Genomic DNA, 12962 nt, shown 5'->3' with positions numbered 1-12962 from the left:
CCAATGAAAAAGCCGCATCCGAAGATGCGGCTTTTGTCATATCAGGCGGCATTGATCGCACTTAGCCATTCATCAAACAGCGGAATGGCGCGATCGGTATAAAGCTTTTTGCGGTCGCGGCCCTTGACCCGTTTGGTCAGCTCCAGATCAGGGAACAGACCGAAATTGACATTCATCGGCTGGAAGGTGCTTTCATCAGCACCGCCGGTAATGTGATTCAAAAGGGCGCCCATCGCGGTCGCCAGCGGCGGTGTGGGGATGGCAACACCGGCTTTTTCCGCAGCCGTGAACCGACCAACCATCAAGCCGACCGCAGCACTTTCAACATAGCCTTCGCAACCGGTAATCTGACCGGCAAATCGCAGATCAGGACGGGCTTTAAGACGCAGTGTCGCATCAAGCAAACGCGGTGAATTCAGGAACGTATTGCGATGAATGCCGCCCAGGCGGGCAAACTCGGCATTTTCCAGCCCCGGAATGGTGCGGAAAACGTCAATCTGCGCACCGTATTTCAGTTTGGTCTGGAAACCGACCATATTGTAAAGCGTACCAAGGGCATTATCCTGACGAAGCTGAACAATCGCGCGTGGCTTTACAGTCGGGTTGTGCGGGTTGGTCAGTCCGACCGGCTTCATCGGCCCATGGCGCAAGGTTTCACGACCGCGTTCGGCCATGACTTCAATCGGAAGACAGCCGTCAAAATAGGGCGTGTCTTTTTCCCATTCCTTGAATTCGGTTTTCTCGCCTTCGATCAGGGCGTCGATAAAGCGGTTATATTCGTCCGCATCCATCGGGCAGTTGATGTAATCCTTGCCGTCGCCCTTGTCATATCGCGACTGGAACCAGGCCTTGTCGAAATCGATGCTTTCCTTATAGACAATCGGTGCAATCGCATCGAAGAAGGCCAGGCTTTCTTCGCCGGTAACCTTGCGGATGGCGTCGGCCAGCGCACCGGACGTCAGGGGACCGGTGGCAATGATGGTCTGTTCCCATTCCTCGGGGGGAAGACCATCAATCTCGCCGCGCTCCATTGTTATCAATGGATGGTTTTCAAGCGCATCGGTGACCGCCTGCGAAAAACCTTCGCGATCAACGGCAAGGGCACCACCAGCGGGGACTTTGTGCTGATCGGCACACCGCATGATGATCGAACCCGCACGGCGCATTTCGTCATGGATCAGGCCGACGGCATTATATTCCTTGTCATCGGACCGGAACGAGTTTGAACAGACGAGTTCGGCGCATTTGTCGGTATGGTGCGCGTCTGTCGGGCGAACCGGGCGCATTTCATGCAGAACCACCGGCACACCGGCCTCGGCCAGTTGCCAGGCGGCTTCACTGCCCGCCAGACCGGCGCCAATGATATGAACAGGTTTCACCGTATTCACGTGTGCGAACTCCTCGCGAAGAATGTGTTGAATGCTTGGCACACACATAGCGGTGCATGGGGGAAGATTTCAAGTGATTTGCGCCATAGTGCCCGTTGGCTTTGTGCATGCAGGCATGATTAATTCACAAAGCCACATCTTCCCCGTCATAAATGCCAGACCCGTTCTGTCAAACATATGTGAAACTGGGGCCGACATGAGCTACCCGCATCACCCATATGGATACGAACCCACACATTGCCCGGTTATCGGTCTGGTGCCGCGGCGGCGCCCCGTCATCATTGATGACAAGGACAGATGCGACGCGCAGGATAATGAAAAGCCCGATAACAGTGAACGCAGGGTCGGTTTTCCATTCGGCGGTTTTAATGACGGCAATTTCACTGCCACCGACATCGAAAGCATGATCGAATATGTGGTTGCAACACGTCAGGGATGGCGCGCATCCCTTGTTACACGGGCGTTTTTGCGTTGGTGGCGCAATGAAGACGAAACCCTTGATGATCCCGGCCGGGAGCGCAAGCAGTCAGACGCCATTTTGATGCTTCTTGCGCTTAACCAGGGCCGTGACGGGTTCGTTCATGGCTATTTGCATGATCTGCAAGACGAGGCCAAAGAACACCCGAAACCGTCATCACCGCAAACAACCCTGCAAAAGGCATTCAACAAAAGTTTGCGTATTGCCGCACTGGCACTTGCCCTGTCGCCGATCGTATTGATTTTTGCGGTGCTGCTGTTTGTTCAGATTGACACCATCATCAGCACCGGAAACGGCAAGCTTTTCGGGTTCAGCTATGATCTTTTGTTTTTTGTGGGCAGCTTTGGCGCGATCGGGGCTCTGACCAGCATGATGATGCGGCTTGGCAAACAGACACCATGGGCCGAGATGGAGCCATCATCGGTCTTTTTCAATTTTCTGTTCCGTCCATGCATGGGATTTTGTTTCGCCCTGATTGTGCTTTTCGCGCTGCGGGCAGGGATGTTGCCCATTCCGCTTGACGATCTGCATAATCTTGACGACCTCGACCAGATCAGCAGTTCGTCACCGGCCGGACGGCAACTGTCAATCGTTCTGGTTTTTGCCTTTCTGTCCGGGTTTAGTGAACGACTAAGCACTGCACTTGTGCGGCGGGTCGAAAACCGGGTGGCAAGCAACAGCTAGGACAAAGATTCCTGCTCATACAGGGCGCAAAAGAAAAGAGGCACGAACATCATAGAAAATGTTCGCGCCTCTCTTTGTATCGTGGCGGCTTTTATAACGGCGGCTGGTGAAAGCAGCCCTTTGGTTATTCAAGCCCCAAATGCCGTTTAAGATAGCGCCCGGTATAGCTTCGTTCATTGGCCATAATGGTTTCGGGCGTGCCGGTGCCGACCAACTGGCCACCACCGTCGCCTCCTTCGGGGCCGATATCAATGATCCAGTCGGCAGTCTTGATGACATCAAGGTTGTGTTCGATCACAACGACGGTGTTGCCTTGGTCAACAAGGGTATGAAGGACCTCAAGCAATTTGCGGATATCATGGAAATGAAGACCGGTGGTCGGTTCATCCAGAATATAGATTGTCCGCCCGGTCGCCCGTTTTGACAGTTCCTTGGCAAGCTTCACGCGCTGCGCTTCACCGCCCGAAAGGGTTGTGGCCTGTTGACCCAGATGGATATAGGAAAGACCAACCTGTTTAAGGGTTTCCATCTTGTCACGGATCGATGGAACGGCCTTGAAGAAGTCCGCGCCTTCTTCCACTGTCATATCAAGAACATCAGATATCGATTTGCCTTTAAACGATATTTCCAGCGTTTCGCGGTTGTATCTTTTGCCCTTGCACTGATCACACGTGACATAAACGTCAGGCAGGAAGTGCATTTCGATTTTGATGACACCGTCACCCTGACAGGCTTCGCAACGACCGCCTTTGACGTTGAATGAAAAACGTCCGGGCTTGTAACCGCGGGTCTTGGCTTCTGGCAGTTGGGCAAACCAGTCACGGATCGGTGTAAAGGCACCGGTATAGGTCACCGGGTTCGACCGCGGGGTTCGCCCGATCGGGCTTTGGTCGATGTCAATGATCTTGTCGATCAGCTCGATCCCGGTAATTGCATCATGTGCCCCGGGATGATGGCGGGCATTATGCATCCGCTTTGCCAGCGCCTTATATAGCGTTTCGATGACAAGACTGGATTTCCCGCCACCTGACACGCCGGTAACACAGATGAACTTGCCCAGCGGGAAGTCGACATCAATGCCCTGAAGGTTGTTGGCTTTGGCCCCCTTGATCGTGATGGACTTGCCGTTGCCTTTGCGACGTTCCTTTGGAACGGCAATCTGTTCAACACCAACGAGATACTTGCCGGTCAGGCTTTCGGGGTTTTGCTGGATTTCTTCCGGGGTGCCCTGGGCAACGATGCGTCCGCCATGAATACCGGCACCCGGGCCCATATCAATCACATAATCCGCCGCACGAATGGCGTCTTCATCATGTTCAACGACCAGAACCGTATTCCCGAGATCACGCAACCGCTTAAGCGTATCGAGCAGGCGGTCATTGTCGCGCTGATGCAGACCAATGGACGGTTCATCCAGCACATACAGAACACCGGTCAAACCCGACCCGATTTGCGACGCCAGACGGATACGTTGGCTTTCACCACCCGAAAGGGTGCCTGATGTGCGCGACATGGAAAGATAATCAAGCCCGACATCGCGCAGGAAGCGCAACCGGTCATTAATTTCGCGCAGAATACGGCGCGCGATTTCGGTTTCCTTTTCGTTCAGCTTGCCTTCAAGGGCGATGAACCAGTCACCTGCTTTGGCAATTGAAAGATCCGTCACCTGCGAGATGTCGCAACCATCGACTTTGACAGCCAATGCTTCGGGCTTCAGACGCTTGCCCGCACAGGTTGGGCAATGCGACACCATCTGATATTTGGCCAGTTCATCGCGGGCCCACTGACTGTCTGTCTCGCGCCAGCGCCGCGCCATGTTCGGAATGACACCTTCGAACGGGCGCGAAACCTTGTAACTGCGCGATCCATCGTCATAGGTGACAGTGACTTCTTCGTCACCCGACCCATGCAGGATGATGTCTTGCGCCGTTTTGGGCAATTTTTCCCAGGCAACATTGGTTTTAAAGCCGAAATGCTTTGCGACTGATTTCAGGGTCTGCAGGTAATATTTCGACGTCGTGCTGGCCCATGGTGCGACCGCCCCATCTTCAAGCGTCTTGCTTTCATCAGGAACAACCAGCATCGGATCAAACTCCATCTGGGTTCCCAAACCGTCACAGGCCGGGCAGGCGCCAAACGGGTTGTTAAATGAAAACAGACGCGGTTCGATTTCCTCGATCGTGAAGCCGGAAACCGGGCAGGCGAACTTCGCCGAGAATACGGTTGTTTCGCCGGTTTTTGCATCTTCGGTAAGAACAATGCCGTCAGTCAGTTCAAGAGCGGTTTCAAAACTGTCGGCCAGGCGGGTTGCGATGCCGTCTTTCACTATCAACCGATCAACAACAACAGAAATGTCGTGCTTCAGCTTTTTATTCAGTTCCGGCGCATCATCGATATCATACATTTCGCCGTCAATTTTGACGCGCTGGAAGCCGCGTGAGCGCAAATCACGCAGTTCTTTTTTGTATTCACCCTTACGACCACGGACGATCGGCGCCAAAAGATACAACCGTGTTCCTTCTTCCATTTCCATCACGCGGTCGACCATCTGCGACACGGTCTGACTGACAATCGGAAGGCCGGTCGCTGGCGAATAGGGGATGCCGATACGCGCCCAAAGCAAACGCATATAGTCATAAATCTCGGTCACGGTCCCCACGGTCGAACGCGGGTTACGCGACGTGGTTTTTTGTTCGATGGAAATGGCCGGCGACAGACCATCGATATATTCGACATCCGGCTTTTGCATCAGTTCAAGGAACTGACGGGCATATGCAGACAGGCTTTCGACATAGCGGCGCTGGCCTTCGGCATAGATCGTATCGAAGGCAAGCGAACTTTTACCCGATCCCGACAGGCCGGTAATGACCACCAGTGAATCGCGGGGCAATTCAACATCAATGTTCTGAAGATTGTGTTCTTTCGCACCGCGAACCGAAATTTTCGTCAGCATGTCGGGCCTTTTGTTCCTGAATTGTTCGGAAAGTGTATAGAGGACGCAAACACTATACGCAAGCGCACCCCTGACAGTTCCTGTCAGTATTTGTCAGGAGACTGACATTACACAATCACCGCACCCCAAAATGCATGAAAAAACCCGCCGAACAAGTCCGGCGGGTTTCATAAATCCTGTGACCCAACGGGTCAGACAAAGCAAAAGATGGCTTAGCCTTTGGTCACGGAACGACCGGTGGCACCAAGATCCTTGAAGGCTTCTTCGAGGCGCGCTGCCATCGACAGTTCAGCTTCGCGGATCCAGACACGCGGGTCATAATTCTTCTTGTAGGGTTTGTCCGTTTCCGGATCGACCTGGTATTTGAAAGCACGCGCATTTGCTTCAACATACTCACCGACCGGACGGGCATAGGCAAACTGGGTATCGGTGTCGATATTCATCTTGAAGACGCCATAGCCGACGGCTTCTTCGATTTTTTCTTTTTCCGAACCCGAACCGCCATGGAACACGAAGTCCAGCGGACGGTCATCAAGCCCATGCTTCTCGGCGACAAACTTCTGGCTTTCCAGAAGGATTTCCGGACGCAGTTTGACGTTGCCCGGCTTGTAGACGCCGTGGACGTTACCAAATGCAGCTGCGACCGAGAAATGGCCAAGCGGCGAAAGGCGACGATAGGCTTCTTCGACTTCTTCCGGACGGGTGTAAAGACGCGGGTCGATCTCGTCACTTGAAGTATCAAGTTCGTGACCGATGCCGTCTTCTTCGCCACCGGTTACACCCAGTTCGATTTCCAGGCTCATTTCGATGGCGGACATGCGTTTGAGGAAGGTCTCGCAAGTCGACAGGTTGTCTTCAAGCGATTCTTCGGACAGATCAAGCATGTGGGAGCTGTAAAGCGCCTTGCCGGTTTCGGCATAGGCCTTTTCGCTCCATTTCAGCATTTCATCGACCCACGGAACGAACTTGCGGTTCGCGTGGTCCGTATGCATGACAACAGCAACACCATAATATTCAGCAAGAAGCTGCGCATGACGGGCAGCCGAAACTGCGCCCACGACACGGGCCGCATCGGCGTCCTTGATGCCCTTGCCAGCAAAGAACTGTGCGCCACCATTCGAAAGCTGAATGATGATGTCAGAACCGGCATTCGCAGCGGCTTCAAGGGCTGCGTTCATCGTGCTTGACGATGTAATATTCACAGCGGGAAGGGCGTAACCGTCCTGCTTGCAGGCAGCGACAAGGTCACGATAGGAAGCACCGGTAACAACACCGGGTTTAACGGAAGGCATGTGGGTACTCCTCCTGGGGGTCAGAGTAAAACAGGTGCCCCCGTGCGAACCGACTGATCCGCGGCAAGGGCAATCCGTAGAGAGCCCAATGCATCTTCCATATGCTGCGTCAGGTCAAGATTTTCTGTTATAGACTTTAGGAAAAATTGCTGTTCGCGCAGGCAAAGACCATCATGATCAGGTTCGTCATCGGTGCGAATAATCTCGTCTGTGCGGGTAAATTCACCGGCACTGTCTGTTTCCGCATGATGCAGGCGCAATGCATTTGTCTTGGTATGCGTATCGATGTCAGCCGAACCAGCGCCTTTTTCTTCGACATCGGTGATTGATACGCTGCCTTTCGGGCCAATGACATCTTTCACAAAGAAGGCGGTTTCGCTGATCATCGGGCCCCAGCCGGCCTCGTACCAGCCAACCGAGCCGTCATCAAAGCGAACTTGCAACTGCCCGTAATTATACATATCGGGCGCGACATCCTCAGACAGGCGAACACCGATTGCATTGACCGACACCGGTTTGGCCCCGGTCATCAGACACATGATATCAAGATAATGAACACCGCAATCGACTATGGGCGATACGCTATTCAGAAGACGTTTGTGGGTTTCCCAGAATGCGCCACTGCTTTGCTGGTTAAGGTTCATGCGCATCACAAGCGGTTTGCCAAGGGTCTTGGCAATTTCAACAAACTTTTCCCAGGACGGATGATGGCGCAGGATATAGCCAATCACGAGCTTGCGGTCATGTTTGCGTGCGCTTGCCACAACCCGTTCGGCATCTTCGACAGTGGCTGCAAGCGGCTTTTCAATAAAGACATGCGCACCGGCTTCAAAGGCTGCAATCGCAAAGTCCGCATGGGTCTCGGTATAGGTATTTATCGAAACTGCATCCGGGTTCGTTTCGGCAAGGGCAGTGTGAAAGTCGGTAAACTGAGGATAGTTTGCAAAACCATCCGGCAATTTATCAGCAGGAATGGGCGACCGGGCACAGATGCCGACAATCTCGTACCCGACAAGGGCGTGATAGGCCTTTGCATGGGACATGCCCATATTACCAAGCCCAATGACAAGAATGCGAACCGGCTTCATTTTGTGCCTCCTGAAATACCTGATAAGTTATTGATTATGCCTGTTATTCAGCACCATTGATCCAGCTTCTGGTCACGTTGTATTCGCCATCAAACAGGATCATGTCCGCCTGATAACCCGGGGCGATACGCCCCATTTTATGATCCAGTTTCAAGAACGCAGCCGGGTAAAGTGACCCCATGCGAAGGGCTTCGCCAAGGTCAATCCCGACCATTTCCACGCAATTTCGAACCGCACCAATCATATCAAGATCGGAACCCGCCAGCGTCCCATCCGCCAGGGCGCAACGGCCATCCGTGGCAATAATTTCTTCCCCGCCAAGATTGAATCGCTTGTCCGCAGCCCCGACAGTCGGCATAGCATCAGTGACCAGCATGATCTTGCCGGTTGCCTTTGCGTTTACAGCAATCTTCACCGCGGCCGGATGAACGTGATAACCGTCAACAATCAGGCCACACCATGTCACGTCATCGGCCATCGCTGCCCCGGCAACACCGGGTTCACGATGGGTAAGGGGGCTCATGGCATTGAACAGATGCGTAAAGCCGCGCAAACCTTCGCTGATCGCCTTTTGAATGTCGTCATAGGTACCTGCCGTGTGCCCGGCACAGACAAGAACACCTTTGTCAGAAAGCTTTTTGATGGTCCCGCTGGTGGCCTTTTCCGGTGCCATTGTTACCAGTATGCGGCCATTTGGAAGACGGCTTAGAAGATCGATTGCGTCATCTTCCATCGGGCGGATGATGTCGGCTGAATGCACACCCTTGCGTTCCTTGTTCAGATACGGCCCTTCAAGATGAATGCCGACGATGCCCGGGACGTTTGCGTTAATCGCGTCCTCCACCGCCGCAATGGCTGCTTCCATCTTGTCACGATAATCCGTGATCAGGGTCGGTAGCATTGCCGTGGTGCCAAATTTGCGATGGGCCGCCATGATGGCGCGAATACCAGCGACATCCGGGTGATCATTCAAAAGAACGCCGCCACCACCATTGACCTGAACATCAATCAGTCCGGGGGCAAGAACCTGTCCCTTGCCATCGACAACATCAATCCCGTCGGGCAGGGCGTTATCCGGGCAAATGGCATCAATTTTGCCATCGCGTATAACAACCGCCATTCCGTCGAGAAATTCTGTCCCGTCGAAAATGCGGGCATTGGCAATGGCAAAACTGGTCATTAGTGCGTCTCCGTCACTTTCGAAAGATGCGGCGGGGCATCCGGATTACAGCCGCGCGCCAGCGCAACACTCTCAGCAAGTGTATAGAAGGTCTGGATCATCGTAATCGGGGCAAGCAACGGATGGATATCCTCGACCACCGGAAGGTGTCCCTTTACGTCCGCATAGCCGGTTTCGGCTGCAAACAGATTGTCGGTCTTGGCTCGCATTTCCGCCAGGAAGTCCTCGACACTGTCACGCGATGCGTCTTGCTGTGAAAAGACCAACATCGGGAAGGTCGGCGTTACCAGCGCCATCGGGCCATGCTTTACTTCAGCCGCGCTGAAAGCTTCGGCATGCAAGCTACTGGTTTCTTTGAATTTAAGGGCGGCTTCCTGGGCGATTGCAAAGGCAGGTCCGCGGCCAATGACATAAAGCCCGTTTGATTTGGCGATGGTTTCCGAGGCCCCCAGCCAATCCTTTTCAAGTGCGGCGCGCAGGGATTGCGGAAGATTGCCAAGACCCTTGTTGAATGCGTCGTCCTGTGTCCAGGCACCGACGATCTGGGCAATTGCCGACAATGTGGCGATATAGGATTTGGTTGCCGCGACACTTGTTTCCGGACCAGCCATCAGGGGGATGACATGATCGACAGTTTCGGCAAGCGGGGAATCGACCACATTGACCAGTGCGACGGTTCGCGCGCCCGCGTCACGGGCCGCCTCGGCATTTTTGACAAGGTCGGGACTTTTGCCTGATTGGGAAACTGTAATGAACAGAGCATCCTTTGAGGCGATCGACCGGTTATAGATCGATACGATCGAGGGTGCGGCCGATACCACCGGAATGCCCAACTGACTTTCTATAAGGTACTTGGCATAAAGGGTCGCGTGGTCCGAGCTACCCCGACCACAGGTCACAACAAATTTCGGCGGATTGGCGCGCAGATCATCAGCAAGTTTGGCAATTGCGTCCTTGTTGCCCGCAAGCTGCGTTGCAACGACTTCCGGGGCCTCTGCCAATTCGCGGCCCATCTGTGTTTGCGGGCGCCAATTCGTTGTCATATGCCGTATTCCCTTGGTTTCCGGTGGATGCGTTGATCTGGTCAACGGGCGTCCACCTGCATTTCAGCAATAAAGTCGTAACTGTCACCGCGGTAGTAGGACCGGGTGAACTCAACCGGGGTTCCATTTGCCAGGAAGGACCGCCGCTCGATATAGAGCGCGGCACTGCCTTCCGGAACGCCCAGAATTTTGGCGGTTTCGCCATCGAAAAGTTCTGCTCGAAGCCGCTGAAGCGCGCGTTCAGGCTTTTTGTTGTATTTCGCCAGCGCGTCATAAAGTGATTTGTCGACTTCATCCGGGCTGGGCAGGAAAGCGCGCGGAATTACCGCATATTCAAGTGCCATCGGCTTGTCATTGGCAGTACGCAGACGACGCAGCCTTGTAACTTCGGTGCCGGGCGACAGATTAAGCGCCATGGCTTCTTCGGGTGAGGCATGACCAAGTGTTTTTTCGATCCAGACGGCCCCGGGATCCATGCCACGGGTGATCATGTCCTCGGTAAAGGATGTCAGGCGTGACAGGGCCTGCTCGACACGCGGTGCGACGAACGTTCCGGCACCGTGGCGTTGAACCAGAACACCTTCCTCGACAAGGGCGCGCATCGCATTGCGAACCGTTACCCGTGAAATGCCAAGTTCGGTTGCCAAATCGCGCTCGCTGGGCAGGGCATCTTCGACCTGCAAAATTCCATCATCAATCACAGCCTTCAACGCCGATTGCAGCCGACGGTACAAAGGACCATTCCCGTTATTTTCAATGTCGCGGGTTCTGAGATTGGCAATGACGTCCGACGTTGCGATCATGCGGCGGCTCTTTCATGTTGCTTGGCCATCAAGATAGCCCCATGCATGGCGTCAAATTTCTCGGGCACCAGCAATTCGGCAATTTCGGGTGGCATGCGCCGGGCCATCTGTTCTGCCAGTCCGCCCATAAGGGTCAGTCGCGGCGCACCGAAATCAACCAGCCTGCGCAAGATTGCCAGATTGGCGTCGACGGCGATCTGGATCAGGTCAATCGCCACACTGTCACCTGCCGCTTCGGCATCAAACACCATCGGGCAGAGTTTTCCATAGTCGGACGGCTTTGCTGTTTCCGCAAATATGACGATATTTTCGGGGTCATTATCAAACCGGGCCATGACCGCAGCGGTCAGGTCCGTTTTCTTTGCCAGACCATCATGGGCGAGCAGGGCGGTTTCAATGGCATTGCGTCCAATTCTCGCGCCGCTTCCAAGATCGGAAACCTCGAACCCCCAACCGGCAACAGACAACTGGCGATCCCCGATGATTGCCTGACCACATGTTCCGGTCCCGACAATCAGGATGGCACCATTCTGGCCATCATGCGCACCAAGGCATGCTGTATAGGCATCTGTCGCAAAGCAAATGTCGGCGAACGGGTGGTTATAGGACTGCACAAGCTGACGATCACGCGTTAGTGGAAGTCCCGCAAGCCCAAGGCCCGCATGCAGATCGCCAAGGTATTTTTCATCAAGTCCGGCATTGGAAAGGGCCATTTTCGCCGCTGCGATGATTTCGCCAAATACGTAATCGACTCCAAGTCGCGTATTCGCACCACCACGCACAGCTTCACCAAGGATCCGTCCGGATGCATCTGCAATCCGAACGCGGCACTGCGTTCCGCCGCCATCAACACCAAGATAAAGCTGTTCGTTTTTCATCTCAAAGCAACTGCCTTCTCATTCATGGGGCGAGCATAGCAGAGTGGTATCTTAAAAAGCAATACCAATATAACGCCACTAACACTGTTACTGGTCTGAGTTTGGAGTCCGTACATATACGCAGAAGCTTTTGCGCAAAATTGATATCCCTACACAATACTTTGTTTTAACTAGAGATATCTCCAGATATCCGAGCTGTGGCGCAAATTATTCATCAAGCAGCTTGCGTTGCTGGTATCACAATGGTATTTAATTTGCAGAGGGAGACGGAAAAATGGCATCACGCACAGAAGATTTTGATTCGCGATTTGCCGGGTTGGATCAATGGTCCGACGCCGATTTCCTTATGGCCTTGTGGGAAGGCCAGATGCGCGCTGTGGCCTCGGTTGGTCCGATCCTGGGGGATTTGGCGACAGCCGCCAACGGGATCGCGCGCCGCCTGGGCGGCGGCGGGCGTCTCGTTTACGTCGGAGCCGGAACATCGGGTACTGTCGCCTGGCAAGATGCCAAGGAACTTGGCGGTACCTTTGGTTGGCCTGAAAGCCATACCATCGTGATGCTGGCTGGCGGGGTTCAAAGTGCGCCGAACGAATTCAATGGTGCCGAGGATGATACCAGCCTTGCCGAACGTGAAATTTCCCAGAACAACATTTCAGAAAATGATGCCGTAATTGCGATCGCTGCCAGCGGCGCGACCCCTTACACGGTGCGCGCGCTCGAACTTGCCCGTGGTCGCGGGGCCTTTACGGTGGGCATCTGTAACAACCAGGATGGCAAAATTCTTGGCGTCGCAGAAACCGGTATCTTTCTTGATAGCGCGCCGGAAGTGGTCGCCGGATCCACCCGCATGGGGGCCGGTACCGCGCAAAAAGCAGCCCTGAACATTCTGTCGACCCTTGTGATGAACAAGTTGGGCCGATTGTTCGACAACCTGATGGTTGGCATGCGCGCCGAGAACATCAAACTTCGGGGCCGGGCGGTTCGGATCGTGTCGCATATTGCATCTTGCGACGCCGAACTTGCATCAGACGCCCTTGAAAAATCCGATTTCGATATCCGCGTGGCGGTGCTGGTGACCAAGGGCCACAGCCCCGACCGGGCAAAAGAAATTCTTGTGCTGTCTAATGGAAATCTCCGGGCGGCACTTGAGTACAGGAACTGACATCAACACGGTG

Annotated in this window: 10 protein-coding genes; 2 read left to right on the top strand and 8 right to left on the bottom strand. The window is 54.1% G+C overall.

All coding sequences use genetic code 11. The annotated features are described in order from the left end of the window. Nucleotides 1–41: 41 nt before the first annotated feature. On the bottom strand, nt 42–1388 hold the full coding sequence (gene trmFO / locus SIB88_RS12975; protein ID WP_228195436.1) for a methylenetetrahydrofolate--tRNA-(uracil(54)-C(5))-methyltransferase (FADH(2)-oxidizing) TrmFO: 1347 nt from the start codon (nt 1386–1388) through the stop codon (nt 42–44). 196 nt (nt 1389–1584) lie between these two features. Between trmFO and SIB88_RS12970 the strand changes: the two genes are divergently transcribed. Then, complete coding sequence (locus SIB88_RS12970; protein WP_287465074.1) at nt 1585–2550, top strand: hypothetical protein; 966 nt, start codon at nt 1585–1587, stop codon at nt 2548–2550. A gap of 124 nt (nt 2551–2674) precedes the next feature. Here SIB88_RS12970 and uvrA read toward each other — a convergent pair whose 3' ends face one another. The 7 genes from uvrA to SIB88_RS12935 all read right to left on the bottom strand — a co-directional run bounded on the left by uvrA (nt 2675) and on the right by SIB88_RS12935 (nt 11787). Further along, nucleotides 2675–5503, bottom strand: a complete 2829-nt coding sequence (gene uvrA, locus SIB88_RS12965) for an excinuclease ABC subunit UvrA (protein WP_068519107.1) — start codon at nt 5501–5503, stop codon at nt 2675–2677. A gap of 212 nt (nt 5504–5715) precedes the next feature. Then, nucleotides 5716–6795 (bottom strand): class II fructose-bisphosphate aldolase, encoded by a 1080-nt coding sequence (gene fbaA / locus SIB88_RS12960; RefSeq protein ID WP_412558226.1) that lies wholly within the window; start codon nt 6793–6795, stop codon nt 5716–5718. A gap of 20 nt (nt 6796–6815) precedes the next feature. Further along, the gene (locus SIB88_RS12955; RefSeq protein WP_412558225.1) at nt 6816–7883 is read right to left on the bottom strand and encodes a Gfo/Idh/MocA family protein; all 1068 of its coding nucleotides are present in this window, start codon (nt 7881–7883) and stop codon (nt 6816–6818) included. Nucleotides 7884–7926: 43 nt separating this feature from the next. Further along, nucleotides 7927–9063, bottom strand: a complete 1137-nt coding sequence (nagA, locus tag SIB88_RS12950) for an N-acetylglucosamine-6-phosphate deacetylase (RefSeq protein WP_412558224.1) — start codon at nt 9061–9063, stop codon at nt 7927–7929. Then, complete coding sequence (locus SIB88_RS12945; RefSeq protein ID WP_412558223.1) at nt 9063–10106, bottom strand: SIS domain-containing protein; 1044 nt, start codon at nt 10104–10106, stop codon at nt 9063–9065. Before SIB88_RS12945 ends, nagA begins: the two co-directional genes overlap by 1 nt. Before the next feature lie 41 nt (nt 10107–10147). Then, the gene (locus SIB88_RS12940; protein ID WP_114113245.1) at nt 10148–10909 is read right to left on the bottom strand and encodes a GntR family transcriptional regulator; all 762 of its coding nucleotides are present in this window, start codon (nt 10907–10909) and stop codon (nt 10148–10150) included. Further along, nucleotides 10906–11787, bottom strand: a complete 882-nt coding sequence (locus SIB88_RS12935; RefSeq protein WP_412558222.1) for a BadF/BadG/BcrA/BcrD ATPase family protein — start codon at nt 11785–11787, stop codon at nt 10906–10908. The genes SIB88_RS12940 and SIB88_RS12935 overlap by 4 nt, the downstream gene beginning before the upstream one ends. Nucleotides 11788–12061: 274 nt before the next feature. On the opposite strand from SIB88_RS12935, the gene SIB88_RS12930 reads away from it, so the two are divergent. Next, nucleotides 12062–12949 carry an N-acetylmuramic acid 6-phosphate etherase gene (locus tag SIB88_RS12930; protein ID WP_412558221.1) on the top strand — a complete coding sequence of 296 codons (888 nt, stop codon included), beginning with the start codon at nt 12062–12064 and terminating at the stop codon, nt 12947–12949. Nucleotides 12950–12962: the final 13 nt, after the last annotated feature.

Source organism: Thalassospira sp. MIT121401, from assembly GCF_047125595.1.
In the GTDB taxonomy this organism is placed as follows: Bacteria; Pseudomonadota; Alphaproteobacteria; order Rhodospirillales; family Thalassospiraceae; genus Thalassospira; species Thalassospira povalilytica.
Note: the sequence above shows the minus strand (reverse complement) of the source record. Positions and strands in the feature narration are given on the sequence as shown.

Coding starts and splice junctions, on each gene's coding strand:
- SIB88_RS12970 (WP_287465074.1), top strand. CDS start 1,585: ATGAGCTACCCGCATCACCCATATGGATACGAACCCACACATTGCCCG.
- uvrA (WP_068519107.1), bottom strand. CDS start 5,503: ATGCTGACGAAAATTTCGGTTCGCGGTGCGAAAGAACACAATCTTCAG.
- fbaA (WP_412558226.1), bottom strand. CDS start 6,795: ATGCCTTCCGTTAAACCCGGTGTTGTTACCGGTGCTTCCTATCGTGAC.
- SIB88_RS12955 (WP_412558225.1), bottom strand. CDS start 7,883: ATGAAGCCGGTTCGCATTCTTGTCATTGGGCTTGGTAATATGGGCATG.
- nagA (WP_412558224.1), bottom strand. CDS start 9,063: ATGACCAGTTTTGCCATTGCCAATGCCCGCATTTTCGACGGGACAGAA.
- SIB88_RS12945 (WP_412558223.1), bottom strand. CDS start 10,106: ATGACAACGAATTGGCGCCCGCAAACACAGATGGGCCGCGAATTGGCA.
- SIB88_RS12940 (WP_114113245.1), bottom strand. CDS start 10,909: ATGATCGCAACGTCGGACGTCATTGCCAATCTCAGAACCCGCGACATT.
- SIB88_RS12935 (WP_412558222.1), bottom strand. CDS start 11,787: ATGAAAAACGAACAGCTTTATCTTGGTGTTGATGGCGGCGGAACGCAG.
- SIB88_RS12930 (WP_412558221.1), top strand. CDS start 12,062: ATGGCATCACGCACAGAAGATTTTGATTCGCGATTTGCCGGGTTGGAT.